A 25,995-nucleotide genomic window follows, 5' to 3' on the forward strand; every position below is an offset into this window, starting at 1 on the left:
CTGCGCCGAGCCACCTTCCCCTACAGGGAAGGAGAGGATCGGGTGCAGTCCGAGCGGCTCCCGCATGCAGGTCGTCCAGCAGATTTTCGAGAACGGTTCTTTCATGACCAACAGCGTCATCACCGCCGCCGCCGAGAAGACGCCGCCCTCGGTCGCTCGCAAGGTGCGCGGGCTCTCGGACCGCGCCATCGCCTGGATCTTCGTCGCGCCGACGATCTTCCTCTTGCTCGCGATCAACATCTTCCCGCTGATCTGGACCGTGCGGCTGTCGTTCACGGACTACCGCGCCAACCGGCTCAATCGCGAGGTCGAGTGGGTGGGCCTGCGCAATTACGAGCGCATCCTCACCGACGACGGCATCTGGATGAACATGCAGGCGACGGCGCACTTCCTGGTGTGGACCATCGTCTTCCAGGTGCTGATCGGCTTCGCGCTCGCCTACCTGATCAACAAGAAGTTCAAGGGCAGCGCGCTGTGGACGACGATCATCGTGCTTCCGATGATGCTCTCGCCGGCGGTCGTGGGTAATTTTTGGACGTTCCTCTACCAGCCGCAGATCGGCCTGATCAACTACATGGTCGAGTTCTTCACCGGAATCCCCGCCTCGAGCTTCTCGATGCTCGGCTCGGTGGAGCTCGCGCCGTGGGCGATCGTCATCGTCGACACCTGGATGTGGACGCCGTTCGTGATGCTGATCTGCCTGGCGGGCCTGCGCTCCATTCCCGATTACATCTACGAGGCGGCCGAGATCGACCGCGCCTCCAAGTGGCGCCAGTTCTGGACGATCACCATTCCCATGGTGCTGCCCTTCCTGATGCTGGCGGTGCTCTTCCGCGGCATCGAGAACTTCAAGATGTTCGACCTCGTCGTGCAGCTCACCGGCGGCGGGCCGGGCTCCATCACCGAGCTCGCCTCGATCAACCTGAAGCGCGAAGCCTTCGAGAAGTGGCGCACGGGCTATTCCTCGGCCTACGCGGTGATCCTCTTCGTGACGATCTTCGGCCTCGCCTCGATCTACGTGAAGGCTCTCAACAAGGTGAAGGCCCGATGAGCGCGCATTCCATCACCGAGCCGTCCTCGGGCACGAAATGGATCGCCGGCATCCTCGTCGTCGGCTACGCGGTCGTCACGCTGATCCCGCTCCTGTGGATCGTCGCAACCGGCTTCAAGACGCCCGCGGACGCCATCAGCTATCCGCCCAAGGTGGTCTTCGACCCGACGCTCGAGGGCTACGTCAACCTGTTCACGACGCGCACCCGCGTCACCCCCGAGCAGCTTGAGGCGCTGCCGCCGCCGGAGGGCTTCGCCGAGGAGATCGTGCGCTCCTACGGCATGGTCATCGCCGGGCCGTCGCGCTTCGGCGAGCGGTTCATGAACTCGGTCATCATCGGCTTCGGCTCGACCTTCCTGTCGATCTTCCTGGGCACGCTCGCCGCCTACGCCTTCTCGCGCTTCAAGATCCCGCTCAAGGACGACCTGCTCTTCTTCATCCTGTCGACGCGGATGATGCCGCCCATCGCGGTGGCGATCCCGATCTTCCTGATGTACCGCGAGCTCGGCCTCTCGGACACGCATCTGGGCATGATCCTTCTCTACACGGCGGTCAACATCTCGCTCGCGGTGTGGCTGCTCAAGGGCTTCATCGACGAGATCCCGCGTGAATACGAGGAGGCCGCGCTCATCGACGGCTACACGCGCTTCCAGGCCTTCTACAAGGTCGTGCTGCCGCAGGCCGCCACCGGCATCGCGTCGACCGCGATCTTCTGCCTGATCTTCGCCTGGAACGAGTACGCCTTCGCGGTGCTGCTGACGTCCGGCACGGCGCAGACGGCGCCGCCCTTCATCCCCACCATCATCGGCGTCGGCGGCCAGGACTGGCCGGCGGTGGCGGCGGGCGCGACGCTCTTCCTGCTCCCCGTCCTCGTCTTCACCGTGCTTCTGAGGAAGCACCTCCTGCGCGGCATCACCTTCGGCGCGGTGCGCAAATGAGAGATCTCGTGTCCGGCTTCCTCCGTTTTCGCCGCGGGCCCTGGGAGATGCTCGCAACCGTCCTCATCGGGCTCGGCGTCGTCATGCTCATGCAGCCGCTCTTCCTGTGGGCCTACACCTGGTCCTTCATCGTCACGCTGGCGGGCACGGTGATGTTCCTCGTCGTCAGCCATTTTCCCGAATGATCAGGGTGGAGTGACGCGATGGCCGAGATCGTCATCAAGGACCTGCGCAAGGAATTCGGCGACTTCACCGCCGTGAAGGGCTCCTCCTTCACCATCGCGGACGGCGAGTTCTTCATGCTGCTCGGCCCCTCCGGCTGCGGCAAGACGACGACGCTGCGCATGATCGCGGGGCTCGAGCTGCCGACGTCCGGCGAGATCTGGATCGACGGCGAGGAGGTCTCGAAGAAGCCCGCCTCGCAACGCGACATCGCCTTCGTCTTCCAGATGTTCGCGCTCTACCCGCACATGAACGTGCGCCGCAACATCGCCTATCCGCTGGTCTCGCAGGGCCTGCCCCGGGCGAAGGTGAACGAGAAGATCGCGGAGGTGGCGCGCATCCTCGGCATCGAGGACATCCTCGACAATCCCGTCAGCGGCCTCTCGGGCGGCGATCGCCAGCGCGTGGCGCTCGGCCGCGCCATCGTGCGCAGCCCCAAGGCCTTCATGATGGACGAGCCGCTCGGCGCGCTCGACGCGGAGTTCCGCGAGCGCATGGCCGAAGAGCTGCGCGCGCTCCACGACCGCATGGGCGCCACCACCGTCTACGTGACGCACGACCAGCTCGAGGCCATGCAGATGGGCGACAAGATCGTGGTGATGAACCACGGCGTCGTCGAGCAGTTCGGCACGCCCCAGGAGATCTACGATCATCCCGCCACCATGTTCGTCGCCGACTTCATCGGCTCGCCGCCGATGAACTTCATCCCCTTCGAGGGCTCGGTCTCGCCCGGCGCGGCGAGCGTCCGGGTGGCGGGGACGCAGATCGCGCTCCCCGCCCTGCGCGAGGAGGCGCACGCGCGGCGCATGGTGCTGGGCGTACGCCCCGAGCACGTGCGCTTCACCGATGAGGGCGCCTATCGCGGGCGCATCGAGGCGGTCGAATACCTCGGCACGACGCAGATCGTGACCCTCGACGCGCCGAACGGCACGCTGCGCGCCCGCCTCCCCTCCTCCGATGTCGTGCGAACCGGCGAGGTGGTGGGGCTCGACTTCGTCGCCTCGACGCTCTCGCTGTTCGACGAGGCGTCCGGCCGGGCGCTCCGCACCGCGGCGAACGAGGGGGTGCACCATGGCTGAGGTCGTCCTGTCGAACCTCACGAAACGCTTCGGCAAGACGAGCGCCGTCGACGACGTGACGCTCACGATCCCGGACGGCGCCTTCGTCGTGCTGCTCGGCCCCACCGGTGCGGGCAAGACGACGACGCTGCGCCTCATAGCCGGCCTCGAGCGCCCGGATGCGGGGGACGTGCGCATCGGCGGGCGCAGCGTGCTCGGCGAGACGCCGGCCCAGCGCGACGTCGCCATGGTCTTCCAGCAATATTCGCTCTATCCGCACCTGTCCGTGCGCGACAACCTCGCCTTTCCCCTTCGCTCACCCCTGATGAACTGGCCCGCCGACAAGATCGAGGCGCGGATCCGGGAGGTGGCCGAGGTCCTGCGCATCGCCCACAAGCTCGACAACAAGGCCACCCAGCTCTCCGGCGGCGAGATGCAACGCGTCTCCATCGGCCGCGCGCTGGTGCGCCGCCCGCAGATCTACCTGATGGACGAGCCGCTCTCCTCGCTCGACGCCAAGCTGCGGGGCGAGCTGCGGGTCGAGCTCAAGCGCATCCAGCAGGAGCTGGGCGCGACGCTCCTCTACGTCACGCACGACCAGGTCGAGGCCATGACGATGGCCACGCATGTGGGCGTCCTCGACCGCGGCCGGCTCGTGCAGTTCGGCACGCCCCGCGAGATCTACGAGAATCCGACGAGCCTCTACGTCGCGACGCGGCTCGGCCAGCCGCGGATCAACACGCTGCCGGCGGACCTCTTCGGACCCGCGCCCGTGGGCGCCGCGACGATCGGGCTGCGGCCGGAGCACATCGCCCAGGACGTGGGCGACGATTCGGGCGAGGCGCAAGGCGCCAAGCCGGCGCGGGTCGGGCGCATCGAGCGGCTGGGGGACCAGACCCGTCTCCATCTCACGCTCGACGGCCACGAGATCGTTACGCTCACGGATGTTCACACGACGCTCGCACCGGGCGACACGCTGGCCATCCGCCCGCAGAACCCTCTCTATTTCGACGAGCACGGCGATCGGATCGCGGCGGCCGGGAGATGAGACCATGAAGCAGTTCATCAACAGCAAGGACACGCTCGTCACCGAGGCGATCGACGGGCTGGTGCGCGCCTCCTCCGGGCGTCTGGCGCGGCTCGACGGCTATCCGCACGTGAAGGTCGTCGTGCGCACGGACTGGGACCGCTCGAAGGTCGCCCTCGTGTCGGGCGGCGGCTCGGGCCACGAGCCGAGCCATGCGGGCTTCGTGGGGCCCGGCATGCTCACCGCCGCCGTGTGCGGCGACGTCTTCGCCTCGCCCTCGGTGGACGCGGTGCTCGCCGGCATCCTCGCCGTCACCGGCAAGGCGGGCTGCTTGCTGATCGTGAAGAACTACACGGGCGATCGCCTGAATTTCGGCCTCGCCGCCGAGCGCGCCCGCGCCTTCGGGCTGAAAGTGTCGATGGTCATCGTCGACGACGACGTGGCGCTGCCCGACCTGCCGCAGGCCCGCGGCGTCGCCGGCACGCTCTTCGTCCACAAGATCGCCGGTGCGCTCGCCGAGGACGGCGCCGACCTGGAGACCGTCACCGCCGCCGCCGAGCGCACGATCGCGGGCGCGATCTCGATCGGCATGTCGCTCGATACCTGCACCGTGCCGGGCTCGCCCAAGGAGGACCGCATCGAGGCGGGCAAGGCCGAGCTCGGGCTCGGCATTCACGGCGAGGCCGGCATCGAGCAGGTGGAGTTCGCCGGCGCGCGCGCCGCCATGGCCATGGTGGTCGATCGGCTTCGCCCGCATCTCGGCACCGGCCGGCACGTGGCGCTCATGAACAATCTCGGCGGCGCGACGCCGCTCGAGATGTCGGTGCTCACGGAGGAGCTCGCGCGCTCGGACATCGGCGACCGGGTCGGCTGGATCGTCGGCCCGGCGCCGCTGATGACCTCGCTCGACATGCACGGCTTCTCGCTCTCGCTCCTGCCCGCCGACGACGCGAGCGTCGCGGCGCTGGGCGCGCCGGCGGCGCCGAAGGCCTGGCCGGGGCTCGAGGAGCTCGTCGCACCCGCCGTGCAGCCGATCCCCGACGGCGTGACGCCGATCCAGCCCATGGCCTCCGACCATCCCGGCAATCGCGCGCTCATCGCGCGCTGCTGCGAGATCCTGGTCGCGGCCGAGGCCGATCTCAACGCGCTCGACGCCAAGTCCGGAGACGGCGACACCGGCTCGACGCTGGCCGGCGCCGCGCGCGCGCTCGCCGGCGCTCTCGACCGTCTGCCGCTGGCGGACCCGACGCAGCTCTATCGCGCCATCGGCGTCGAGCTCTCGCAGACGATGGGCGGCTCGTCCGGCGTGCTGCTCGCGATCTTCTTCGCGGCCGCGGGAGACGCCTCCGCCAACGGCAGGACCTGGATCGGCGCCCTGGAGGCGGGGCTCGAGCGCATCATGCAGGTGGGCGGCGCGCGGCCCGGCGACCGCACCATGATCGACGCCCTCGCGCCCGCCTTGGCGAGCCTTCCGCAGGGTCTTCCCGCCGCCGCGCAGGCCGCGCGCGAGGGTGCGGATGCGACGGCGCGGATGACCCGCGCCAAGGCCGGGCGTGCCGCCTATCTCGGCGAAGGCAAGCTCGCCGGCCACAAGGACCCCGGCGCGGAGGCCGTGGCGCGGCTGTTCGAGCAGCTGGCGGGCTGAGGCGGTCCGGCCGTGCCCTCGGCTCGTCTCACGAGCGCAGATACTTGATCAGTGCGGCGATCAGGAGGACGACGAGGACGAGGAGAACGAGCCCCCACAGCCCCATTCCCCACATCCAGCCGCCCATGTGGTCGGTCATCCATCCGTTCATGTGGTCGCCCCATCCCTGCTGCATGCGCATGGCGATGTCTCCTCGGTGGAGGAGGCGAAACGCATGGGGATGCGGATGGATCGGGGGCGGATGGATCGGGGGCGCCTGGCCACGGCGCCCCCTCCTTCTCGGCGCCTCAGACGACCTCGAGCACGAGGTCGTCCATGCCCGCGACGCTCGCCCGCAGGCGATCGCCGCGCACGACCGCGCCGACGCCGGACGGCGTGCCCGTCATGATCAGGTCGCCGGCGCGCAGCTCGAACAGGCGCGACAGGTGCGCGATCACCTCCGGCACCTTCCAGATCAGCTGGTTGAGGTTGCCCTCCTGGCGGACGGCGCCGTTCACCTCGAGGCGGATCGCCGCGTCGTCGAGGTTCGGGCCGGCGGCGGCGGGGACGATTGCGCCGCAGGGCGCGGAATGCTCGAAGGCCTTCGCGGCCTCCCACGGACGGCCCATCTTCTTGGCCACCGCCTGGATGTCGCGGCGGGTGAAGTCGATGCCGAGCGCATAGCCGTAGACGTGCGCCATAGCGTCGGCGGCGGCGATGTCGCGCCCGCCCGACGAGAGGGCGACGACGAGCTCGACCTCGTGATGCACGTCCGAGGTCGCGCCCGGATAGGGGAAGGGCTTGCCGTCGCCGAGCACGTTGTCGGGGTTCTTCTGGAAGAAGAAAGGCGGCTCCTGGTCGGGATCGTGGCCCATCTCGATGGCGTGGGCGGCGTAGTTGCGGCCCACGCAATAGACGCGGTGGATCGGGAAGCGCGCATCGGAGCCGACGACGGGAAGGCTCGGGATCTCGCAGGGCGTGAAGACGTAAGCGCTCGCGGCCATGGTGCTGTTCGCTTTCTCTCGTTGGAAGCGGGTTCGGATTCAGGACGTGCGGGTCTGGAGCGCGTGGTAGCCGTGGGCGCGCCGCGCCTCGACGAGGGGCTTGCCCGCGCGCACGTCGCGCAGGATCGCCTCCTCCTTGGCGTCGATCTCCTCGGAGACCGCGAGCACCTCGCGCGCTCGCGACAGCGGCAGGACGACGACGCCGTTGCCGTCGGCGCACACGACGTCGCCCGGCTCGACGCGCACGGTGCCCAGGCAGACGGGGACGTTCGTCGCCTCGAGCACGACGCGGTCCTTGCCGGTGCGCATGTGCGAGCGGCGCGACCAGATCGGGTATTCGAGCGCGAGGCTCTCGGGCAGGTCCCGGTTGACGCCGTCGATGACCGTGCCGGCGACGCCGCGCATGCGCGCGACCTCGGTGAGGATGTTGCCCCACACCGTGCAATCGGTGCGCCCGCGATTGTCGATGACGACGACGTCGCCGGCGCCGATGTCGTCGATGTAATCGCCGACATTGCCGCCCTTGGTCCCCACGGGCATGTACATGAGCGTGTAGGCGTGGCCGGCGATGCGCGCCTCGCGATCGATCGGCGTGAGCCCCTCCACCGCACCGGGCAGGCCGAGCTTGTCGAGCGCGTCGCCGAGCGTCGAGGTGGAGAGCGCGCGCAGGCGCGCGAGCTCGTCCGTCGTGAGGCGGTCCTCGGTCATCGTCATCCTCCCGTTCTTCTCGTTTCGTGGGTCCGTTTCGGCATCCTGCCGCGGGAGCGGCCTCAGGCCGTCTCTTCCGGCTCGTGCGACCCCTCGCGCTGCACGACCGACGGATGGGCGCGGGCGCCGGCGATCAGGTTGCGCTCGACCGAGCTCAGGTGGACGAACATCGCCTGGGCCGCCGCGGCTGCGTCGCGCTCCGCGATCGCCGCGACGATGGCGTCGTGCTCGGCGAAGGAATGGTGGTCGACGGGCGGGCGCGCGCGCTCGGGGCGCAGCCGGCCCCAGACCACCGCGCGCCGCACCGAGGCGAGGACGTCGAAGAGCGCGCCGAGCACGCCGTTGTGGGCGGCGTCGGCCACCGCCTTGTGAAACTGGTTGTCGCAGGTCTCGTACTGGCGCCAGGTCTCGGCCGCGCGACTGCCGGCGACGCAGGCGCGCATGGCGTCGAGATCGCTCTGCGTCGCCGCGAGCGCCGCCTCGCCCGCGAGGACGGGCTCGAAGGCGATGCGCGCGGACATCACCTCGCGCGGGTTCGAGCGTCGCACGACGTCGGTGAGGTTGAAGGTCTCGAAGGGCAGGCCGCCGGAGACGAAGGTCCCCTTCCCCACGTGGCGCCAGATCACGCCCTCGCCTTCGAGCACCGCGAGCGCCTTGCGCAGCTCGCCCCGCGAGGCGCCGATGAGGTCGCACAATTCGCGCTCGGGCGGCAGCCGCGCATTGGGTGCGAGGTTCTGCTGGCTGAGATAGGCGCGCAGCTGGATGAGCGCGCCGAGTGTGTGTTCTGGGCCCATGGTCGGCGTATCGGTCTAATTGGTCCGGATTGGTTAGCGCAATAGACCCGGCATTTTGCGGCGCGTCAAGCTCAGTGCTTGACCAATCGTGCGGATTGGTTCTACCAATTGGTTACCGATGGGTAAGACGAGGCCACGCCAGGCCCGCCCGTCGGCGTAGGGCGGGCCGCAGAGCCCGCCGGCAACGGATGGTGCGCGAGCGCACGCGCGCCCGACCGCGGAGGAAACCATGAAGACAATGATCGGCGCAGCTCTCGCGCTGGCGATCGGCGGCAGCGCCGCGTTCGCCCAGTCCTATCCCACCGGCACCGTGACCATCGTCGTCCCCTACGCGCCCGGCGGCATCGCCGACATCGCGGCGCGCACCGTGGCCGAGGCGCTCACGCAGAAATGGGGCCAGCAGGTCATCGTCGACAACCGCACCGGCGGTGCCGGCTTCATCGCCGCGACGAGCGTGCTGCAGGAGCCGCGCGACGGCCACACGCTCTTCGTCGCCGATGCCGGCGTCATGGCGATCAACCCGTCCCTCTTCGAGGACATCCCCTACGACCCGGCGGCCGACTTCCAGCCGATCACCATGATCAGCGACACGCCCCTCGTGCTCGTCGCCAACGCCGACGCGCCCTTCGACACGACGGCGGAATACGTCGAGCACGCCCGCGAGAACCCCGGCGAGCTCGTCTTCGCCTCGGCCGGCATCGGCTCGCTCAACCACATCGTGCCCGAATGGATCAACGCCGAGACCGGCATCGACGTCGAGCACGTGCCCTATCGCGGCGGTGCGCCGGCAGCGGCCGCCGTCGCGTCCGGCGAGGCGGACGTGGGCGTGCTGGCGCTCTCCTCCGTCGGCGCCTTCGTCGATAGCGGGGACCTCAAGATCCTCGGTCTCGCCCGCACCGAGCGCGTCGACACCCATCCCGACGTGCCGACCCTCGCCGAGGGCGGCGTCGAGAACGTCGCCGCCGGCCAGTGGGCCGGCCTGTTCGCCCCCACCGGCGTGCCCGAGGACGTGGTGCGCAAGATCCACGCGGACACGGTCGCGTTCCTCGAGACCGACGCTGCGCGCGACACCTTCCGGCAGCGCGGCGCCTTCGTCGTGCCCATGGAGATGGAGGCCTTCGCGAGCGACCTCTCGGATCTGCGCGAGCGCCTCGGCGCCGTGATCCGCGACGCCGACATCCGCCCGAACTGACGACGACGCCAACACGGCCGTTCCGGCATCCGCCCGGGACGGCCGAACGGAGTAAACAAGAATGGGCTCGTCGCTCTCGAGAGATTTCGTCGCCGGCCTCGTGGCCATGGCGATCGGCGCCTTCGTGCTCTTCGAAGGCAGCGGCTACGCGCTCGGCACCGCGCGCCGCATGGGGCCGGGCTTCTTTCCCGTCGCGCTCGGCGGGTTGCTCCTCCTCGTGGGCCTCGCGATCACGCTCGCGGGACTGCGCACGCACGATCGCCTGCCGAAGCCGAATCCGCGGGCGCTCGTCGCGATCCCGCTCGCCCTCGTCGTCTTCGCGCTCCTCGTCGAGCGCGTCGGCTTCTTCCCGGCGGGCGTGGCTGCGGTGCTGGTCGCGTCCGCCGCGGACGGAGGATCGCGGCCGCTGACCGCGCTCGTCCTCGCGCTCGTCCTCGTCCCGCTGGCCTACGGGCTGTTCGTCCTGCTGCTGGGCGTCCCAATCGCCTTCGTGGAATGGAGGCCGTGATGGAGATCCTCGACGGGCTGCAGATCGGCTTCGCCACGGCGTTCACGCTGCAGAACCTGCTCTACTGCTTCGCGGGCGTGAGCATCGGCATGATCGTAGGCGTGCTGCCCGGCATCGGGCACCTCGCGGCGATCTCGCTCCTGATGCCCTTGACCTTCCACGTGCCGGCGACGTCGGCGCTGGTCATGCTGGCGGGCATCTATTACGGCGCGCAATACGGCGGCTCGATCACCTCGATCCTGCTCAACATCCCCGGCACCGCCTCCTCCGCCGTCATCTGCCTCGACGGGCACCCGATGGCGCGCAACGGCCGCGCGGGGCCGGCGCTGCTGGTCACGACGATCGCCTCGTTCATCGGAAGTTGCATCGCGATCCTCGTCCTCGTCCTCCTCGCGCCGCCGCTGGCGCGGGTGGCGCTCGCGTTCCACTCCGCCGACTATTTCGCGATGATGCTGCTCGGCCTCGTCGCATCGGGCGCGCTCGTCGACGAGAAGCCGCTCATCGGCATCGCGAGCGTGCTCATCGGGCTCGTCATCGGGCTCGCGGGGATCGACGTGAATTCCGGCGCCATGCGCTTCACGTTCGGCGTCCCGGACATGTTCAACGGCATCAGCATCATCGTGCTGGCCATGGCGCTGTTCGGCATCGTCGAGGTGATCTCCAGCGTCGGGCGCACCGGCGGCATCCATCCCGGCGCCAAGCGGTTGACCTTCCGCGGGTTGATGCCCTCGCGCGAGGAGACGCGCCGCAGCACCGCGCCGATCCTGCGCGGCGCTGCGCTCGGCACCGGCATCGGCATCCTGCCCGGCGCCGGCGGCGGCTCCATGGCCTCCTTCATGGCCTATGCCGTGGAGAAGCGCGTGGCGCGCGAGCCCGGCCGCTTCGGCAAGGGCGCCATCGAGGGCATCGCCGCCCCCGAGAGCGCCAACAACGCCGCCGCGCAATCGGCCTTCATCCCGACGCTGACGCTCGGCATTCCCGGCGACGCCATCATGGCGCTGATGCTCGGCGCGTTGATGATCCACGGCATCATGCCGGGGCCGCGGGTGGTGACGGAGAGCCCGGAGCTGTTCTGGGGCCTCGCGGTGAGCTTCCTCGTCGGCAACCTGATGCTGCTCGTCCTCAACATCCCGCTGATCCAGGTCTGGGTGAAGATCCTCCAGATCCCGTATCGGCTGATGTTTCCCGCCATCGTGCTGCTGATCGCGGTGGGCTCCTACAGCATCGGGCGCTCGTCCTTCGACGTGATGATGATCGCGGGGCTGGGCTTCGCCGGCTATCTCCTCCTCGGCCTCGGCTTCTCGGCGGCGCCGATCCTGCTCGGCTTCATCCTCGGCCCGCTGCTCGAGGAGAACCTGCGGCGCTCCCTCGTCGTCTCCCGCGGCGATTTCGCGGTCTTCGTCGAGCGCCCCATCAGCGCGACCTTCGTCGCCCTCTCCGTCGCGATGCTCGCCTGGGCCGTCTATTCGGGCCTGCGCCGCCGAAAGGAGCAGGCGGCCGCCGAGGCCGCCGCCACCGAAGATGACGGGCCGGGCGCGGATCGACCGGCGACACATCCCATGAAGACGCGAGAAGAAAGGAACCTGCGATGAGCGGCGTGGCCGTCAGGACCATCGAGCGGGCCTCGCCCGCGATCATCGAGAGCCTCGGCGCCGCCGGCGTCGCGACGGTGCACGAGGCGCAGGCGCGCACCGGCATGCTCGCCCACGCGATCCGCCCCGTCGTCCCCGGCGCGCGCGTCGCGGGATCGGCCGTGACGGTGCTCGTCGCACCCGGCGACAATTGGATGCTCCACGTCGCCATCGAGCTCGTTCAGCCCGGCGACGTCCTCGTCGTCGCCCCGACCTCGCCCTGCGAGGACGGCTATTTCGGCGATATCCTCGCCGAGTTCATGCGCCTTCGCGGCGGCGTCGGAGCCGTCTTCGACACCGGCGTGCGCGACGCGACGACCTTGCGCGAGACGGGCTTTCCGGTCTGGGCGCGGGCGATCTCGGCGCAGGGTACCGTCAAGGAGACGGTGGGCTCGGTCAACGTGCCCGTCGTCTGCGCCGGCGCGCGGGTGAACCCGGGGGACGTGGTCGTCGCCGACGACGATGGCGTCGTGATCGTTCCGCGTCAGCGTGCAGAGGCCGTCGCGGCGTCCGCGCAGGCGCGGATCGAGAAGGAGGACGCGATGCGCGCGCGGCTGCGCGCCGGCGAGACGACCCTCGACATCCTGGGCCTGCGCGAGGCGCTCGCCGCCAAGGGCCTGCGCTACGTCGACGGCCCCCTCCCCTGGCCGGACGACCGCGCGATCCTCGACGGGGCGGCGCCGCGATGACGAGCGAGGCGCCCAAGGTCGCGATCCTCGACGACTATGCCGGGGCCGCGCTCACGCTCGCCGACTGGTCGGGCGTGGGTGACGTCACGGTCTTCTCCGACACGATCGCGGATCCGTCCGCGCTCGTGGCGCGGCTGCGGCCCTTCGAGGTCGTGTGCATCATGCGCGAGAGGACGCCGCTGCCCGCCTCCATCCTCTCGGCGCTGCCGAACCTGCGCCTCGTCGTCACGACGGGCATGCGCAACCAGAGCCTCGACATCGCCGCCGCGGAGGCGCTCGGCGTCCGGGTCTGCGGCACGGAAATCCGCGGCACGACGACCGCGGAGCTGACCCTCGCGCTGATCCTCGCGCTCTCCCGCCGCATTCCGGTCGAGGCGGCGAGCCTCGCGCATGGCAGTTGGCAGACGGGGCTGGGGCGCGATCTCGACGGGCTGACGCTCGGCGTGATCGGGCTCGGCAAGCTCGGTTCGCGCACGGCGGCGCTGGCGCAGGCCTTCGGCATGCGCGTGCAGGCCTGGTCGCAGAACCTCACGAGAGAGCGCTGCGACGAGGTGGGCGTCGCGCACGCGCCGACCCTCGGCGCGCTGCTCGAGACCTCCGACGTCGTCTCCGTCCACCTCCTCCTCTCGGAGCGCACGCGCGGGCTCCTGGGTGCGGCGGAGTTCGCCGCGATGAAGCCGGATGCGATCTTCGTGAACACGTCGCGGGCGCCGATCGCCGACGCCGCGGCGCTCGTCGAGAGCATGCGGCGCGGACGCCCCGGCATGGCGGCGCTCGACGTCTTCGACGAGGAGCCCCTCCCCGCCGGCTCGCCTCTGCGCGATCGGGCGCTGATGGAGAGCGGCCGCCTGCTGCTCACCCCGCATCTCGGCTACGCGACGCAGGCGACGTTCCGGCTCTTCTACGAGCAGACAGCGGAGGCCGTGCGCGCCTGGCGCGCGGGCGCGCCGGTGCGGGCGCTGAACGAGCCGACGCGCGATCAGGACAGCGCGTCCCGGTAGCGGCGCATGGCGTCCGCAAAGACGATCTTGTCGGTGCCGACCACGAAGGCGCGCGCGCCGCGTGCGGCCCAGCGGTCACGCTGGGCGCGGGCGCGGTCCGCGTCGGGATCGAAGACCGGCGCGACGACGGGCAGGTTCGCGGCGCGCGCGGCGGCGAGCATGCGCGCGATGGCGGCATCGACGTCCGGGTGGAGGTAATCGCCCGCGTGGCCCAGGGAGACCGACAGGTCGAAGGGGCCGACGAGAAGGGCGACGAGGCCCTCGACCGCGCAGATCTCCTCGATCGCATCGAGCCCTTTGCTGGTCTCGACCAGCGCGATCACGCCGGCCTCGCGGCTCGCGCGCACGTGCGCCGGCCAATCGCGGATGAAATGCCCGCCCGCGCGCACGCAGGGGCACGCCCCGCGGGTACCCTCCGGCGCATAGCGCGTGGCGGCGACGAGGGCACGCGCGGCCCCCGCGCTCTCCACCTGCGGCGCGACGATGCCGGCCGCGCCAGCGTCCAGCGCCTGGCCCACGAGGAACGGGTCGGGTCTCGCGATCCGCACGAGGGGCACGATGCCGTTGGCGTCGCAGGCGCGGATCAGCCGCTCGGCGGTCTTTATGCCGAAGGCGCCGTGCTCCATGTCGACGATCGTGTAGTCCAGCCCGGCGGCGCCGAGCATGTCGATAACCTCCTCAGAGGCGATCTGCGACCAGGTCCCGAGCGGCGGACGCTCCGCGGCGAGCAGGTCGGCGAAGGACGCGCGGTGCGCAACGGCCATGATCGTCACGCCTCCTCGCGATAGAGCACGCGGCGCAGGGCCGCGACGATGTCCGCCTGGGACGGGATGACGGCGCGCTCAAGCGTGTCGTTGTAGGGCATCGGCGTCGCACGCATGCCCACCCGCGCCACGGGCGCGTCGAGATGGTCGAAGGCGGCTTCCGTCACCGCGGCGGCGATCTCGGCCCCGAAGCCGTGGCGCGTCCAGCCCTCGTGGGCGACGACGAGGCGGTTCGTCTTGCGCACGGAGGCCACGATCGTGTCGAGATCGAGCGGCGCGAGGGAGCGCGGGTCGATCACCTCCACCTCGATGCCCTCGCGGGAGAGCTCGCGCGCGGCGGCGAGCGCGGGCATCACCATCGCCATCGTCGCGACGAGGGTGGCATGGCGGCCCTCGCGCTTGATCTCGGCCTTGCCGATGGGGATGGCGTAAGGCTCCGCCGGGACCGTGCCCATGCCCTGCACGTAGAGGAGCTTGTGCTCCAGGAAGACGACGGGGTTGTCGTCCCGGATCGCGGCCATCAGCAGCCCCTTGGCGTCGTAGGGGGTGGACGGCGCCAGCACGACGAGGCCGGGAATGTGCGTGAACCAGGTCTCGAGCGATTGCGAATGCTGCGCCCCGAGCCGGATGCCGCCGCCCTGCGGTCCGCGGATCACGAGGGGCACGCGCGGCTTGCCCCCCAGCATGAAGCGGAATTTCGCCGCCTGATTGACGATCGCGTCCATCATCAGCGTGACGAAGTCGAAGATCTGCACTTCCGCGATCGGCCGCAGGCCGGTGATGGCCGCCCCCACCGCGGCGTTGGCGATGGCGTTCTCCGAGATCGGCGCGTCGCGCAGGCGCTCGGGGCCGAACTTGTCGAGGAGCCCGCGGGTGCAGCCGAAGATGCCGCCGATCTTGCCCACGTCCTCGCCGATGACGAAGACGCGCTCGTCCTCCTCCATGGCTTGGTCGATCGCCTCGCGGATCGCCTCGACGTAGGAGATGGTGCGAGCGGACCGCGCCTTCGGCCCGGGCTCGGATGCGCCCTCGAGGCGGGCGGGCGCGGCGACGGCGTCGTCGAGGATGTCGATCGTCGGCTCGGGCGCGACCTTCGCCGCCTCCACCGCTCGTTCGATGGCGGCGTCCTCCTCGGCGACCGCGGCGGCCAGCGCCTCGGGACGCACCTGCCGCTCCTCCAGCAGGCGCCGCACCCGCGCCAGCGGATCGTTGCGCGCGCGCCAGGCGTCCTCGTCCTCGGCGGAGCGATAGCGCGGCAGGTTCGCGCGCATGGAATGATCGCCCCAGCGCCAGGTCAGCGCCTCGATCAGGCTCGGACCTTCCCCGGCTCGGGCGCGCGCAACGGCACGCCGGGTCGCCTCGTGGACGGCGCCGACATCGTTGCCGTCGATGGTCTCGCCGGGCATGGAATAGCCCGCCGCGCGCTTGGCGATGCGGTCGATGGCCGTGGACTCGCTCATGGCCGTGGAGAGGCCGAACTGATTGTTCTCGCACAGATAGATCACGGGCAGCTTCCACAGGCTCGCCATGTTGAGCGCCTCGTGGAAGATGCCTTCGTTCGCCGCGCCGTCGCCGAAGAAGACGAGGCAGACCTGCCCCGAGCGGCGGATCTTCGCCGACAAAGCCGCGCCCGTGCCGAGCCCGATGCCGGCGCCCACGACCCCGTTCGCGCCCAGGATGCCGAGCTCGAGATCGGCGATGTGCATCGAGCCGCCGAGCCCCCGGCAATAGCCGGTGTCGCGACCGAGCAGCTCCGCCATCATCCCGTCGAGATCGGCGCCCTTGGCCAGGCAATGGCCGTGGCCGCGATGATGCGAGACGATATAATCCTCGCGCTCCAGCGCCGCGCAGGCGCCGACCGCGATCGCCTCCTGCCCGACGCACGAATGCGCCGTTCCCTTGACGAGCCCTTCGTTGAACAGCTCGATCACCCGCTCGTCGAAGCGCCGCACGCGGTTCAGGCTTCGCCAGGCGCGCTCCAGGAAGGCGGTATCCAAGGCGGCGCTCCCGTCGATCGGCTTCGTCTCGAAATTCACCGGCCTCCTCCGCGAACGGCCGTGACCTTCACCTCGCAGACGATGCCCGGCATGGAGAAGGACGACACGCCGAAGCCGGTCCAGGTCGGGTAGACCGGGCCCTGGATGAAGCGATCCTTCACCTGCATGAACAGCGCGAGGTCGCCGGGGAACTCGAGGAACCAGGTCTCGAGCTCCACCACGTCGGCGAATGCGAAGCCGGCGGCGTCGAGCACCTTCTTCACGTTGAGAAAGCATTGCTCGAACTGCTTCTCCTTGTCCTCGATCACCGCGAGGCTCTCGTCCCGCCCCACCTGGCCCGAGACGTAGAGCGTGTCGCCCACGAGCACGCCGGGCGCGTAGTGGAACCGCTCGACGATGGCCTCCATGCCGGGCGGGACGATCATGCGACGGTCTGTCATGGGCGTAGGTCTCCGAAGCGTGCTCCTTCCCTGTCGGGGAAGGTGGATCGGCGAAGCCGAGACGGATGGGGCGCGAAGCGTTCCGCGCAGCGGAAAGGGGCGGTATCCCGCGAGCGCGCCCGTCGGTTTCGGCTGCGCCGAACGCGCGTCCCGCGCGCCCCATCCGTCAAGCCGCTACGCGGCGCGCCACCTTCCCCTACAGGGAAGGAAAGCGTTGCCTGCCAGGGCGTTCTCGCGATCACGGGTTCACCCATGCGGGTAGCCACAGCGCGATCTGGGGGAAGGTCACCACCAGGGCGAGGCCCACGACCTGCAGCGCGATGAAGGGCCACATCGCCGCGAAGATCTCGTCGAGCGCGATGTCCTTTGGCGCCACCCCCTTCAGGTAGAAGGCCGCCGGCGCGAAGGGCGGCGTCAGGTAGGCGATCTGCATGGCGATGTTGAACAGGATGCCGAGCCAGATCCGGTCGTAGCCGAGCGCCTCCGCCGCGGGCACGAAGATCGGCATCGTGAGCAGCATGATGCCGATCCAGTCGAGGAAGAACCCGAGCAGGATCCAGACGCCGAGCATGATCATGATGACCACGATGGGCGGGAACGGCAGGTCGGTCAGCAGCGAGCGCGCGAAATCGATGCCGCCCATCAGGTTGTAGACGCCGATCAAGGCGTTCGTGCCGAGCACGAGCCAGAGCACGACGCCGCAGGTCGACAGCGTCTGGAGCGCGGCGTGGCGCACGAGGTCGACGGTCATGTCCCCGCGGATCCAGATCGCGAGGGCGACGCCGGCGACGCCGATGGCGGCGCTCTCCGTCACCGAGGCGAGGCCGAGATAGATCGAGCCGAGCACGACGAACGCGATGGCGATCGGCAGCGCGACGCCCTTGAGAAGCGCGAGCTTCTCGGAGAGCGGCATCGCCAGCTCCTGCGCCGGCGGCGGCGGGCCGAGCGCGGGATCGCGGGCGCAGCGCGCGACGATGTAGGCGACGTAGAGGCCCGCGAGCAGCAGGCCCGGCATCAGCGAGGCGAGGAAGAGATCGCCCACGGAGGCGCCCGCCGTGATGCCGAAGAAGACCAGGATGATCGAGGGCGGGATCATCGTGCCCAGCGAGCCGGACGCGCAGATCGTGCCGATGGCGAGCTTGCGGTCGTAGCCGAGCCGCAGCAGCTGGGGAAGCGCGACGAGGCCGAGCAGCACGATCTCGCCGCCGATGACGCCCACGGTGGACGCGAGGATGACGCCCACGAAGACGGTCACGACCGCGAGCCCGCCGGGCATGCGCCCGGCCCAGACGTTGAGCGCGGTGTAGAGGTCCTTGGCGATGCCCGAGCGCTCCATGAGCGAGGCCATCAGGATGAAGAACGGCACCGCGACGAGGACGTAGCTGTCGAGGAACTCGATCGAGCGGCTCGCCACCAGGAACAGGCTCATCGGCCCGTAGACGACGAGGCACAGGGCGACCGCGATGGCCCCCGTCGAGAAGGCGAGCGGCACGCCCAGCACCAGCAGGCCCGCGATGCCGAAGACGATCAGCGCGCTCCAGGTGGCGATGTCGAGGCCCGCGAGCATCACGTCGCCTTCCCGCGCAGCACGCGCACCAGCCGCTCGACGACGACGAGAGCGAACAGCACCGTCGCGAAGACGAAGACCGCCTTGAACAGAGCCGGAAGCGGCCAGTTCGGCGGGCCTGGCGTGGTCTCGGGCCGCCAAGCGCCGTCGGCGGAAAAGCGCCAGATCGAGCGCTCCGCCGCGCCCCATAGCCCCCACGCCAGGCCGCCGAGATAGAACAGGCCGATCGCGAGCGCGAGCGTCTCTGCGACGCCGCGCCCGCGTCGCGGAAGGCGGTCGAACAGCACCGTGATGCGCACGTGCTCGCCCCGCGCCATGGCGTAGGCGCCGCCCAGCGCGAAGCCGACGGCGCACATCGTCGTGACGGTCACGTGCGCCCAGGTCGAGGGCATGCCGAAGACGTATCGCATGGCGACCTCGTAGACCGAGATCGCGGCGGCGATCACGAAGAGCGCCGCCGCCATGCGCCCGAGGGCGAGCGCGAGCCGAGCAAAGGGTGTGTCCTTGTCCACTGCGCGCGCGCCTCCTAGACCGGGCCGGGGGATCAGATCCCGACCTTCTCCTGGAAGGCGCGGTGGCTCGCGACGATCTTCGCGGCGAGCGGATCGCGGCCGGCGATCTCGTCCTGCTTCCGGGAGGTGAGCCCGCGCAGCTTCGCCACCTCCTCGGCGGGCCACTCGATGATGGTCACGCCCTCGCCGCGGATCTTCTCGATCGCCGCCGCGTCGTCCGCCGAGACCTGCTCGCGCAGGCCGGCCGACATGGCGCGGATCTCCTCCTCGAGCATCGCTCTGTGCTCGTCGGAGAGCCCGTCCCAGGCGCGCTTGGACAGCGCGATCTCGGTGGCGGGCATGGAATGGGCGGCGTTCACCGAGAACTTGGCGACCCGGTAGAGGCCCACCTCCTCGTTCTGGCCAGGGCTCGCCCAGTCGGTGGCGTCGATGACGCCGGACTGGAGCGCGTTGAAGACCTCGCCGCCCGGCAGGTTGACGACGGCGGCGCCGGCCATGCCGAAGATCTCCGAGATCATGCCCGGCGGCACGCGGATCTTGAGGTTCTGGAGATCGGCGACGCCGTTGAGCGCCTTGGTGGCGGGGATGTGCTCGGAGGGCCAGAAGACGTTGGCGACGTAGTGCATGTCGTAGCCGTCGTAGAGCTCGCGCCCCAGCGCCTCGCCGTCGCCTTCGGAATACCAGCGGTCGCGGGTCGCGACGTCGTCGTAGGACGCACCCGTGTCGCCGTAGACGATGAAGGCGGGATTGCGCGCGGCGAAGAACGAGGACGACGAGTAATGCCCGTCGAGGATGCCGGCGCCCACCGCGTCGATGGTCTCGGCCGGGCCGACGACGGAGCCAGCCGGCAGCGTCTGGATGGTCAGCGCGCCGCCGGACCTCTCGGCGAGCCGCGCGGCCATCGCCTCGAAGGCGCGGTGCGTCGGCGAGGCGGCGGCGAGGAAGCCCTGGATGCGCAGGGCCGCCTGCGCGCGGGCGGGGCGCGCCAGGATCGCCGGAGCGGCGAGCGCGATCGGCACGACGAGGCCGGCCTTCAGGATGTCACGACGAGACGGCATGTCCATTTCCTCCCAAGTGACGCGCAGTGCGCGCTCGTTACGATCGTCCCCTCCCCCGAGGGGCGCGCGGCCGGTCTCATGCCGGCGCGTCGCGCATGCCGAGGATGGCCTTGGCCTCCTGCGGCGTTGCCACCTCGCGCCCGAGCTCGCGGGCGATCTCCGCGATGCGGGCGACGAGCTCGGCGTTCCTCGGCTGCCCGAGCTCGCCGTACGTGTAGTCGCCGAGCCCGATGGAGACGTGCCCGCCCAGGCTGATGATCGTCGCCGCCAGCGCGAACAGGTTTCCGCCGAAATTGCACACCGTCCACTCGACGCGCCGGTCCGGCGGCAGGAAGTCGAGATGGGCCTGCAGCCCCTTGAGCGTGCCCGGATGGCCGCCCAGGAAGGTGTTGTCCGTCAGGCAGAAGCAGAGATAGGCCGGCTCGTCCACGAGCCCCATCTCCATGAAGGCGGTGGCGTAGCGGGTGAAGCCCACGTTCCAGGAGACGAGGTAGGGCTTGAGCCCGGCGGCGCGGATGTTCTCGCCGAAATAGGTCAGCGTCTCGGTGGAGTTCTTGTAGACGAGGTTCGTCGTCTCGAAGCGGCGCGCCTGCGCGTTGTAGCGATCGACGTTGACCGAGCCCGTGTCCATCGGCGCGAAATGCGGCGCCCGTGCGGGGTCCTTCGCCATGGCGAGGATGTGGTCGAGCCGCTCCTCCGCCGGCCGGTCGAGGGTGACGTAGCCGAGCGTCGGGTGGACCAGGATGTCGGAGGCGGCGCGGATGCGCGCGACGGTATCGGCATAGGCCTCCGCGCCGTGCTCGGGGTCGCCGTCGGGCTTGCGCGCATGGAAGTGGACGATCGCGGCCCCGGCTTCGCGACAGGCGACGGCGTCGGACGCGATCTCCTCCGGGGTGTAGGGCACGTTCGGATTGCCCTGGTCGCGCATCATGTATTCGTTGACGCGCGCTTCGATGATCAGCTTGCGCACGAGCGCTCCTCCTCCTCGTCCGTCCCCGCGGCGCTCGTCGACGGCGCTCTTGTGTTCGGAGGCTATCGGCATATGCTTATGGGTCAAGAGGCATATGCCATCTGGAGGACGAGGTGCCTATCGACACGCTGCGCGGCTCGGCGCCGTCCATGGAGGTGCTGATCGAGAATCTTCCGGGCAACGTCTACCGTCGGGTGCGCTCACCCGAGGGGAAGTACTCCTTCGAGTTCCTGTCGAGCGGCCTGTTCCGCAATTTCGACATCGACAACGAGCGGCTTCTGCGCGCCACCGAGGTCACGTTCGACTGGATCCACCCCGATGACCGGGAGCGGTTCGTCGCCGATCTCGAGGTCAGCGCGGCGACGATGGGGTTGCTGGATCACCGGGTGCGCGTCGTGGGCATGGACGGGCGCGTCCACTGGGCGCGCGGCATCGCCCGGCCGAGCCGCCGGCCGGACGGGAGCGTCGTGTGGGACGGCATCGTCATCGACGTCACCCGCGAGGTCGAGGCGGAAGCGGAGCTGCGCATCGCCAAGGGCGAGGCGGAGCGCGCGCACACGCTCCTCGCGCGCTCCGTGGGCGCGATCGGGGCGCGGCTGCGCGGTCCCGTGATGCGCCTCGCCGAGCTCTCGGAGGCGCTCGCGACGGGCGACGCGCCGGACGGCGACGTCGTGGAGGAGATGCGCCGCGAGATCGCGGTGCTCTCCGCCATGCTCTCCTCCGGCGCCGACGCCGATCCAGCCCGCGGCGGCGCCGCCCCGCCGGCCAAGCTGACGCCACGCCAGAGCGAGATCCTCGCGATGCTGCGGCGGGGGCAGTCCAACAAGGCGATCGCGCTGGCGCTGGGCATCTCGCCCGGCACCGTGAAGCTGCACGTTTCGGCGATCCTCAAGGCGCTGGACACGCCCTCACGGCGCAGCCTGCGGGCGGTGCCGCGCGCTTGACGCTCACCCCGGCATGAAGTGGGTCATCTTGACGTCGAGATAGTCGAGGATCGCCTGGCGCCCGCCCTCGCGGCCCATGCCGGACTGGTCGACGCCGCCGAAGGGCGCTTCGGCGTGAGCGATCGCGAAGGTATTGAGCCCGACCATGCCCGACTTCAGCCCGCGCGAGAGCGCCTGCGCCTCGCCCTGGTCGCGGGTGAAGGCGTAGGCGGCGAGGCCGTAGGGCGTGGAGTTCGCCCGCGCCAGCGCGTCGTCGAGATCGGTGAAGGTGGTGATCGGCGCGAGCGGGCCGAAGGGCTCCTCGCGCATGATGCGGGCGTCGTCGGGGACCTCGTCGAACACGGTCGGCTCGAAGAAGAAGCCTCTGTTGCGCCCCTGTGGTCGCGCCCCGCCGGTGAGGAGGCGCGCGCCGGACGCGCGCGTCTCCTCGCTCAAAGCCTCGACGCGGTCGCGCTGCGCGCGCGTCGTGAGCGGGCCCATCGTGGTGTCCGCGTCGAAGGCGCCGCCGAGCCGCAGGGCCTCGGCTTCCTCGACCATCCGCTGCGTGAAGGCGGCGGCGATGCGCTCGTGGACGTAGAAGCGATTCGGCGCGATGCAAACCTGGCCGGCATTGCGGAACTTGAAGGCGGCGCACGCCGCCGCGGCGGCCTTCGCGTCCGCGCTCTCGCACACGACGACCGGCGCATGCCCGCCGAGCTCCATGGAGAGCCGCTTCACGGTCTGCGCCGCCTGCGCCATCACGAGCCTGCCCACGCGGGTCGAGCCGGTGAGCGAGATCTTGCGCACCTCCGGCGCGGCGATCAGCGCGGGCGAGAGATCCTCGGCGCGCCCCTGCAGCAGCTGCACGACGCCCGGCGGCAGGTCGGCGGCCTCGCAGCATTCGATCAGGATCGTCGAGGTCGCCGGCGTCTGCTCGGAGGGGCGGCAGACGATCGGACAGCCCGCCGCCAGCGCCGGCGCGATCTTGCGGGCGAGGAGGTTAATGGGGAAGTTCCAGGCGGTGAAGGCCGCGACGATGCCCACGGGCTCCAGGTCGGTGACGAGCCGCCCGCCCTGGCGCGAGGGGATCGTCTCGCCGAAGAGCCGCTCGGCCTCGCCGGCGAACCAGTCGAACTGCTCGATGGCGATGGCCACCTCGCCGCCCGCCTGCGAGAGCGGCCGGCCGATTTCCTGGGAGAGCGCGCGGGCGAGCTCGTCGCGGCGACGCTCCATCTCGCGGGCGATGCGCCGCAGCTTCTTGCCACGCTCCCAGCCATGGACGGCCCGCCAGACGGGCAGCGCCGCGCGGGCATGCGCCAGCGCCTCCGCGACCTCGTCGGGCCCTCCCGCCGGGACCTGGCCGAGCACGTCCTCGGTGCAGGGATCGACGACGTCGATGAAGCGACCGGACGCGGCCGTGCGCCATTCGCCGCCGATGAGCATGAGGGGCGTGTGGTAGGTCATGGCCTGGCTCCGTCGAGGTCGGTTCGTGTCGGTGGCGGGCGGGCGCCTCACTGGCTCGCCGTGACCCCACCGTCGATGTAGATGGTCTGGCCGGTGACGTAGCTTCCCGCCGGCGCGGCGAGCGCGATCACCTGCCCCACGACCTCGACCGGCTCGCCGATGCGGCCGAGCGGGTTGCGCTCCAGGATGAAGTCCCGGAAGGCGGCGCGCTCCAGATGCGGGCGGATGCGGTCGGACTGAATGAAGGTGGGCGCCACGCCGTTGACGGTGATCGCGTGCGGGGCGAGCTCCATCGCGTGCTGCTTGACGAGCATGGCGAGCCCGCCCTTCGTCGCGCAATAGGCCGAGTAGCCGCGATCCCGCAGCGCCAGCTGCGAGCGCACCGACAGGAGATGGATCTGGCGCCCGCCGCGCCCGGCCTCGATCTGGTGGCGCGCAACGGCTTGGGCGAGGAACATGGCCGAGCGCAGGTTCACCGCGTAGACGTCGTCGAAGGTCTCCTCGGTGACCTCCATCAGGCGCTCCTCGCGCTGGATGCCGACGCAGTTCACGAGCACGTCGATGCCGCCCATCGCCGCCGCGGCACGATCCACCGTCTCGCGGATCGCGGGGACGGAGCGGGCGTCGAGGGCGAGCCCGTGGGCGCGCATGCCCTCGGGGTCGAGCGCGCCGGCGAGGGTCTCGGCCTTCGCCTGCGAGGGACCCGCCACCGTCACCACGGCGCCGCGGCGGGCGAAGCCGGTGGCGATCGCCTCGCCGATGGCGCCGTAGCCGCCGGGGACGAGGACCCGCAGGCCGGAGACGTCGAAGAGCCGATCGAGCGCGTCCGGGTCGACCCGCGGCGTGAGGGAGGGCGCGGGGTGGTTCATGGGCGAGCCTCCGGCTCGGGGACGATGCCGGCCGCGCGATAGACGCTCTCCATCAGGCGAAGCGTCTCCAGATTGTAGAGCCGGTCTGTCTCGAAAGGCGTGTCCTCGCGCACGCCGCGCACGAAGGCGGCGGTGGCGGTGTCGAAGCATTCCTGGTAGCGCCCGAGGAGATCGACCGTGACGGCGTCCTCCTCGCGCCCGACGAGGAAGACGCGGTCGTAATCCATCACCACCGTCGCCTTCGTGCCGACGAGCTCGAGCCGATCGCCGTGGAGCTGCGGGTAGCCCGGCGCGACGAGGCAGCCGTCGGCGCTGGCGACGAGACCGCCCTCGCCTTCCATGAGGATCGTCGCGGTGTCCTCGCCGGGCAGCCCGTCCGCGAGGCGGTTCAGCCGCGCGGCGACGACGGTGAGCGGGCCGCACAGCAGGCGCAGCACGTCGAGGTGATGGATCATCGTCTCGAAGACGAGGTTGCGGTCGAACTCGCGCAGATAGGGCTGGCGGCGCAGCAGGAACGGCTCTTCGCCCTCGAGCGCGCACAGCCCCGAGCCGCGCACGCTCATGGTCGCGTGGCGCACGCGGCCGATGCGGCCCTCGTCGAGCCAGCGGCGGACCTGCATATAGTGCGGCCGGAACCTGTAATTTTCGTGCACCATGAAGCGCACGCGCTCGCCGACATGCGCGACCAGCGCCTCCGCCTCCGCCACCGTGCGCGTCATCGGCTTCTGCAGCACGACGTGCACGCCGTGATCCGCCGCCATGCGGGTGACGGGATCGTGCGCCGGCAGCGAGGCGGCGATGTCGACGGCGTCGAAGCCGCCCTCGGCGAACAGCGCGGCCGGGTCGTCGTAGACCCGCGCGACGCGGAACTCGTCGGCTCGCGCCTGCGCCCGGGCCCGGTCCGTGTCGCAGACGGCGACGATCGGCACGCCGGCATTCTCCCAGGCGCGCAGGTGGTAGACGCTGATCATGCCGCAGCCCACGAGCGCGGCAGCGCGCAGCTCAGCCATCGCCGCCTCCCGCCGCCCGGCCGTAGCCGTAGAACCAGACGCTGCCCGTGTCGGAGAGCGTCTTCAGCGAGTGCACGACGCCCGCCGGGATGCGGATGCGGTCGCCCGGCGCGGCCTCGAAGGTGTCGCAGCCGACGGCGACTTTCATGCGGCCGCGGGCGACCACGACGTACTCGTCGGTGTCGTGGACGAAGTCGTTCCATTCCTGGCCCGCGGGATCGCGGAAGACGCCGAATGTGAAGTCCTCCCGCGCCCAGTCGGCGCGCACGCGCGCTTCGTCCACCGGCTCGGCGTAGTGGGCACGGTCGATGCCCGAGATCATGGCGGACGTGCTCATCACGCAGCAGCCTCCGTGGGCTCGAGGAGCGAGCCGAGATAGGCGCGCGTCTGCGGCAGCGCGAGGAGGCTCGCCCAGTCCGGCGCCTGCGTCACCGCGCCCTTCTGCACGAAGACGAAGCGCTCGCAGATTTCTTCGAGGATCTCGAGGTGGAAGCGCTCGTTGGGGTGCACGCACAGGAAGACGAGCCGTCCTTCCGCACGCAGCTTGCGGAAGAAGTCGAGCATGAAGCCGATATAGCCGTCCTGCGTGTTGAATTGCGGCTCGTCGAAGAGGTGGACGATCGGGTAGTCCGCGCCCGCGCGGTCCATCAGGAAGGAGGGCTTCAGGCTCCTGAAGTGCCGCACCTGATAGGACTGGTGGTAGTGGATCGCCAGCCGGTCGCGCTCCTTGGGCCGCACCGCGTGGATGTCCTTGCCCATCACGCGGACGGTGCCGGAGGTGGGCGTGTTCGAGCCGGTGACGAGCTCGAAGAGCGTCGTCTTGCCCGAGCCGTTGGGGCCCATGAGCCCGACGATGGCGGGCTCGTCGAAGCGCAGGCTCGCAGCCAAGCGGAAGGTCGGCGTACGGTCGAGGAGGCCCTTGGTGTAGACCTTCTCCAGCGCGTCGACCTCGAGGATCGGTGTCGTCATCTCGC

28 protein-coding genes are annotated in these 25,995 nt (G+C 70.4%); 12 read left to right on the forward strand and 16 right to left on the reverse strand.

The genetic code is table 11. The annotated features are described in order from the left end of the window. Positions 1 to 103 precede the first annotated feature (103 nt). Genes IEX89_RS01885 through IEX89_RS01910 form a run of 6 tightly spaced genes read left to right on the forward strand, consistent with a single transcriptional unit; the run spans position 104 to position 5,941 of the window. Complete coding sequence (locus IEX89_RS01885; protein WP_188908914.1) at positions 104 to 1,051, forward strand: carbohydrate ABC transporter permease; 948 nt, start codon at positions 104 to 106, stop codon at positions 1,049 to 1,051. Then, complete coding sequence (locus IEX89_RS01890; RefSeq protein WP_188908916.1) at positions 1,048 to 1,989, forward strand: carbohydrate ABC transporter permease; 942 nt, start codon at positions 1,048 to 1,050, stop codon at positions 1,987 to 1,989. The genes IEX89_RS01885 and IEX89_RS01890 overlap by 4 nt, the downstream gene beginning before the upstream one ends. After that, positions 1,986 to 2,174 (forward strand): hypothetical protein, encoded by a 189-nt coding sequence (locus IEX89_RS01895; RefSeq protein WP_188908918.1) that lies wholly within the window; start codon positions 1,986 to 1,988, stop codon positions 2,172 to 2,174. The genes IEX89_RS01890 and IEX89_RS01895 overlap by 4 nt, the downstream gene beginning before the upstream one ends. Positions 2,175 to 2,192: 18 nt before the next feature. Continuing rightward, the gene (locus IEX89_RS01900; protein ID WP_188908919.1) at positions 2,193 to 3,290 is read left to right on the forward strand and encodes an ABC transporter ATP-binding protein; all 1,098 of its coding nucleotides are present in this window, start codon (positions 2,193 to 2,195) and stop codon (positions 3,288 to 3,290) included. Then, on the forward strand, positions 3,283 to 4,317 hold the full coding sequence (locus IEX89_RS01905; RefSeq protein ID WP_188908921.1) for an ABC transporter ATP-binding protein: 1,035 nt from the start codon (positions 3,283 to 3,285) through the stop codon (positions 4,315 to 4,317). Before IEX89_RS01900 ends, IEX89_RS01905 begins: the two co-directional genes overlap by 8 nt. 4 nt (positions 4,318 to 4,321) lie before the next feature. After that, positions 4,322 to 5,941, forward strand: a complete 1,620-nt coding sequence (locus IEX89_RS01910; RefSeq protein WP_188908923.1) for a dihydroxyacetone kinase subunit DhaK — start codon at positions 4,322 to 4,324, stop codon at positions 5,939 to 5,941. 28 nt (positions 5,942 to 5,969) lie between these two features. On the opposite strand, the gene IEX89_RS01915 is transcribed toward IEX89_RS01910, so the two are convergent. The 4 genes from IEX89_RS01915 to IEX89_RS01930 form a co-directional block, all read right to left on the reverse strand. Then, positions 5,970 to 6,122 carry a hypothetical protein gene (locus IEX89_RS01915; protein WP_188909148.1) on the reverse strand — a complete coding sequence of 51 codons (153 nt, stop codon included), beginning with the start codon at positions 6,120 to 6,122 and terminating at the stop codon, positions 5,970 to 5,972. Between the two features lie 106 nt (positions 6,123 to 6,228). Further along, entirely contained in the window at positions 6,229 to 6,924 is a 696-nt protein-coding gene (locus tag IEX89_RS01920; RefSeq protein WP_188908925.1) for a fumarylacetoacetate hydrolase family protein, read from the reverse strand. 39 nt (positions 6,925 to 6,963) lie between these two features. Further along, positions 6,964 to 7,632, reverse strand: a complete 669-nt coding sequence (locus tag IEX89_RS01925) for an RraA family protein (protein ID WP_188908927.1) — start codon at positions 7,630 to 7,632, stop codon at positions 6,964 to 6,966. 62 nt (positions 7,633 to 7,694) lie between these two features. Next, positions 7,695 to 8,426 (reverse strand): FadR/GntR family transcriptional regulator, encoded by a 732-nt coding sequence (locus IEX89_RS01930; RefSeq protein WP_188908929.1) that lies wholly within the window; start codon positions 8,424 to 8,426, stop codon positions 7,695 to 7,697. 229 nt (positions 8,427 to 8,655) lie between these two features. Between IEX89_RS01930 and IEX89_RS01935 the strand changes: the two genes are divergently transcribed. The 5 genes from IEX89_RS01935 to IEX89_RS01955 all read left to right on the forward strand — a co-directional run bounded on the left by IEX89_RS01935 (position 8,656) and on the right by IEX89_RS01955 (position 13,447). After that, positions 8,656 to 9,618, forward strand: coding sequence for a Bug family tripartite tricarboxylate transporter substrate binding protein (locus tag IEX89_RS01935; RefSeq protein WP_188908931.1), 963 nt, complete (start codon positions 8,656 to 8,658; stop codon positions 9,616 to 9,618). Positions 9,619 to 9,679: 61 nt separating this feature from the next. Next, on the forward strand, positions 9,680 to 10,126 hold the full coding sequence (locus IEX89_RS01940) for a tripartite tricarboxylate transporter TctB family protein (protein WP_188908933.1): 447 nt from the start codon (positions 9,680 to 9,682) through the stop codon (positions 10,124 to 10,126). Beyond that, positions 10,126 to 11,718, forward strand: coding sequence for a tripartite tricarboxylate transporter permease (locus tag IEX89_RS01945; protein ID WP_188908935.1), 1,593 nt, complete (start codon positions 10,126 to 10,128; stop codon positions 11,716 to 11,718). The genes IEX89_RS01940 and IEX89_RS01945 overlap by 1 nt, the downstream gene beginning before the upstream one ends. Beyond that, complete coding sequence (locus IEX89_RS01950; protein ID WP_188908937.1) at positions 11,715 to 12,446, forward strand: 4-carboxy-4-hydroxy-2-oxoadipate aldolase/oxaloacetate decarboxylase; 732 nt, start codon at positions 11,715 to 11,717, stop codon at positions 12,444 to 12,446. The genes IEX89_RS01945 and IEX89_RS01950 overlap by 4 nt, the downstream gene beginning before the upstream one ends. Beyond that, on the forward strand, positions 12,443 to 13,447 hold the full coding sequence (locus tag IEX89_RS01955; RefSeq protein WP_188908939.1) for a D-2-hydroxyacid dehydrogenase family protein: 1,005 nt from the start codon (positions 12,443 to 12,445) through the stop codon (positions 13,445 to 13,447). The genes IEX89_RS01950 and IEX89_RS01955 overlap by 4 nt, the downstream gene beginning before the upstream one ends. Here IEX89_RS01955 and IEX89_RS01960 read toward each other — a convergent pair. The 7 genes from IEX89_RS01960 to IEX89_RS01990 all read right to left on the reverse strand — a co-directional run bounded on the left by IEX89_RS01960 (position 13,426) and on the right by IEX89_RS01990 (position 20,755). Beyond that, positions 13,426 to 14,211, reverse strand: coding sequence for an HpcH/HpaI aldolase family protein (locus IEX89_RS01960; protein ID WP_188908941.1), 786 nt, complete (start codon positions 14,209 to 14,211; stop codon positions 13,426 to 13,428). The two genes, IEX89_RS01955 and IEX89_RS01960, sit on opposite strands and share 22 nt — an antisense overlap. 5 nt (positions 14,212 to 14,216) lie before the next feature. Next, the gene (locus IEX89_RS01965) at positions 14,217 to 16,247 is read right to left on the reverse strand and encodes an alpha-ketoacid dehydrogenase subunit alpha/beta (RefSeq protein ID WP_244645050.1); all 2,031 of its coding nucleotides are present in this window, start codon (positions 16,245 to 16,247) and stop codon (positions 14,217 to 14,219) included. After that, complete coding sequence (locus IEX89_RS01970) at positions 16,244 to 16,648, reverse strand: RidA family protein (protein WP_188908943.1); 405 nt, start codon at positions 16,646 to 16,648, stop codon at positions 16,244 to 16,246. Before IEX89_RS01970 ends, IEX89_RS01965 begins: the two co-directional genes overlap by 4 nt. A 238-nt stretch (positions 16,649 to 16,886) precedes the next feature. After that, entirely contained in the window at positions 16,887 to 18,215 is a 1,329-nt protein-coding gene (locus tag IEX89_RS01975; RefSeq protein ID WP_188908945.1) for a TRAP transporter large permease, read from the reverse strand. Next, positions 18,215 to 18,727 carry a TRAP transporter small permease subunit gene (locus tag IEX89_RS01980; protein ID WP_188908947.1) on the reverse strand — a complete coding sequence of 171 codons (513 nt, stop codon included), beginning with the start codon at positions 18,725 to 18,727 and terminating at the stop codon, positions 18,215 to 18,217. The genes IEX89_RS01975 and IEX89_RS01980 overlap by 1 nt, the downstream gene beginning before the upstream one ends. Before the next feature lie 32 nt (positions 18,728 to 18,759). Next, positions 18,760 to 19,785, reverse strand: coding sequence for a TRAP transporter substrate-binding protein DctP (dctP, locus tag IEX89_RS01985; RefSeq protein WP_188908949.1), 1,026 nt, complete (start codon positions 19,783 to 19,785; stop codon positions 18,760 to 18,762). Between the two features lie 76 nt (positions 19,786 to 19,861). Next, a complete protein-coding gene (locus tag IEX89_RS01990) occupies positions 19,862 to 20,755 on the reverse strand; it encodes a beta-keto acid cleavage family enzyme (protein WP_244645051.1) in 894 nt (297 codons plus the stop codon). Positions 20,756 to 20,868: 113 nt separating this feature from the next. On the opposite strand from IEX89_RS01990, the gene IEX89_RS01995 reads away from it, so the two are divergent. Further along, complete coding sequence (locus tag IEX89_RS01995) at positions 20,869 to 21,699, forward strand: helix-turn-helix transcriptional regulator (RefSeq protein ID WP_188908960.1); 831 nt, start codon at positions 20,869 to 20,871, stop codon at positions 21,697 to 21,699. 3 nt (positions 21,700 to 21,702) lie between these two features. Here the strand turns inward: IEX89_RS01995 and IEX89_RS02000 are convergent, their stop codons facing one another. The 5 genes from IEX89_RS02000 to IEX89_RS02020 are packed head-to-tail and all read right to left on the reverse strand — an operon-like array spanning position 21,703 to position 25,990. After that, complete coding sequence (locus IEX89_RS02000; protein ID WP_210317550.1) at positions 21,703 to 23,142, reverse strand: NAD-dependent succinate-semialdehyde dehydrogenase; 1,440 nt, start codon at positions 23,140 to 23,142, stop codon at positions 21,703 to 21,705. A 47-nt stretch (positions 23,143 to 23,189) separates the two neighbouring features. Next, positions 23,190 to 24,011, reverse strand: coding sequence for an SDR family NAD(P)-dependent oxidoreductase (locus IEX89_RS02005; protein WP_188908961.1), 822 nt, complete (start codon positions 24,009 to 24,011; stop codon positions 23,190 to 23,192). Further along, complete coding sequence (locus tag IEX89_RS02010) at positions 24,008 to 25,021, reverse strand: Gfo/Idh/MocA family protein (RefSeq protein WP_188908963.1); 1,014 nt, start codon at positions 25,019 to 25,021, stop codon at positions 24,008 to 24,010. Before IEX89_RS02010 ends, IEX89_RS02005 begins: the two co-directional genes overlap by 4 nt. Next, the gene (locus IEX89_RS02015) at positions 25,014 to 25,358 is read right to left on the reverse strand and encodes a cupin domain-containing protein (RefSeq protein ID WP_188908965.1); all 345 of its coding nucleotides are present in this window, start codon (positions 25,356 to 25,358) and stop codon (positions 25,014 to 25,016) included. The genes IEX89_RS02010 and IEX89_RS02015 overlap by 8 nt, the downstream gene beginning before the upstream one ends. Beyond that, a complete protein-coding gene (locus IEX89_RS02020) occupies positions 25,358 to 25,990 on the reverse strand; it encodes an ATP-binding cassette domain-containing protein (RefSeq protein WP_188908967.1) in 633 nt (210 codons plus the stop codon). The genes IEX89_RS02015 and IEX89_RS02020 overlap by 1 nt, the downstream gene beginning before the upstream one ends. Positions 25,991 to 25,995: the final 5 nt, after the last annotated feature.

It is taken from the genome of Salinarimonas ramus, assembly GCF_014645695.1.
Classification (GTDB): domain Bacteria; phylum Pseudomonadota; class Alphaproteobacteria; order Rhizobiales; family Beijerinckiaceae; genus Salinarimonas; species Salinarimonas ramus.

Excerpts from the sequence above, each read along its gene's own strand:
- IEX89_RS01885 (WP_188908914.1), top strand. The coding sequence starts at position 104 with ATGACCAACAGCGTCATCACCGCCGCCGCCGAGAAGACGCCGCCCTCG.
- IEX89_RS01890 (WP_188908916.1), top strand. The coding sequence starts at position 1,048 with ATGAGCGCGCATTCCATCACCGAGCCGTCCTCGGGCACGAAATGGATC.
- IEX89_RS01895 (WP_188908918.1), top strand. The coding sequence starts at position 1,986 with ATGAGAGATCTCGTGTCCGGCTTCCTCCGTTTTCGCCGCGGGCCCTGG.
- IEX89_RS01900 (WP_188908919.1), top strand. The coding sequence starts at position 2,193 with ATGGCCGAGATCGTCATCAAGGACCTGCGCAAGGAATTCGGCGACTTC.
- IEX89_RS01905 (WP_188908921.1), top strand. The coding sequence starts at position 3,283 with ATGGCTGAGGTCGTCCTGTCGAACCTCACGAAACGCTTCGGCAAGACG.
- IEX89_RS01910 (WP_188908923.1), top strand. The coding sequence starts at position 4,322 with ATGAAGCAGTTCATCAACAGCAAGGACACGCTCGTCACCGAGGCGATC.
- IEX89_RS01915 (WP_188909148.1), bottom strand. The coding sequence starts at position 6,122 with ATGCGCATGCAGCAGGGATGGGGCGACCACATGAACGGATGGATGACC.
- IEX89_RS01920 (WP_188908925.1), bottom strand. The coding sequence starts at position 6,924 with ATGGCCGCGAGCGCTTACGTCTTCACGCCCTGCGAGATCCCGAGCCTT.
- IEX89_RS01925 (WP_188908927.1), bottom strand. The coding sequence starts at position 7,632 with ATGACCGAGGACCGCCTCACGACGGACGAGCTCGCGCGCCTGCGCGCG.
- IEX89_RS01930 (WP_188908929.1), bottom strand. The coding sequence starts at position 8,426 with ATGGGCCCAGAACACACACTCGGCGCGCTCATCCAGCTGCGCGCCTAT.
- IEX89_RS01935 (WP_188908931.1), top strand. The coding sequence starts at position 8,656 with ATGAAGACAATGATCGGCGCAGCTCTCGCGCTGGCGATCGGCGGCAGC.
- IEX89_RS01940 (WP_188908933.1), top strand. The coding sequence starts at position 9,680 with ATGGGCTCGTCGCTCTCGAGAGATTTCGTCGCCGGCCTCGTGGCCATG.
- IEX89_RS01945 (WP_188908935.1), top strand. The coding sequence starts at position 10,126 with ATGGAGATCCTCGACGGGCTGCAGATCGGCTTCGCCACGGCGTTCACG.
- IEX89_RS01950 (WP_188908937.1), top strand. The coding sequence starts at position 11,715 with ATGAGCGGCGTGGCCGTCAGGACCATCGAGCGGGCCTCGCCCGCGATC.
- IEX89_RS01955 (WP_188908939.1), top strand. The coding sequence starts at position 12,443 with ATGACGAGCGAGGCGCCCAAGGTCGCGATCCTCGACGACTATGCCGGG.
- IEX89_RS01960 (WP_188908941.1), bottom strand. The coding sequence starts at position 14,211 with ATGGCCGTTGCGCACCGCGCGTCCTTCGCCGACCTGCTCGCCGCGGAG.
- IEX89_RS01970 (WP_188908943.1), bottom strand. The coding sequence starts at position 16,648 with ATGACAGACCGTCGCATGATCGTCCCGCCCGGCATGGAGGCCATCGTC.
- IEX89_RS01975 (WP_188908945.1), bottom strand. The coding sequence starts at position 18,215 with ATGCTCGCGGGCCTCGACATCGCCACCTGGAGCGCGCTGATCGTCTTC.
- dctP (WP_188908949.1), bottom strand. The coding sequence starts at position 19,785 with ATGCCGTCTCGTCGTGACATCCTGAAGGCCGGCCTCGTCGTGCCGATC.
- IEX89_RS02000 (WP_210317550.1), bottom strand. The coding sequence starts at position 23,142 with ATGACCTACCACACGCCCCTCATGCTCATCGGCGGCGAATGGCGCACG.
- IEX89_RS02005 (WP_188908961.1), bottom strand. The coding sequence starts at position 24,011 with ATGAACCACCCCGCGCCCTCCCTCACGCCGCGGGTCGACCCGGACGCG.
- IEX89_RS02010 (WP_188908963.1), bottom strand. The coding sequence starts at position 25,021 with ATGGCTGAGCTGCGCGCTGCCGCGCTCGTGGGCTGCGGCATGATCAGC.
- IEX89_RS02015 (WP_188908965.1), bottom strand. The coding sequence starts at position 25,358 with ATGAGCACGTCCGCCATGATCTCGGGCATCGACCGTGCCCACTACGCC.
- IEX89_RS02020 (WP_188908967.1), bottom strand. The coding sequence starts at position 25,990 with ATGACGACACCGATCCTCGAGGTCGACGCGCTGGAGAAGGTCTACACC.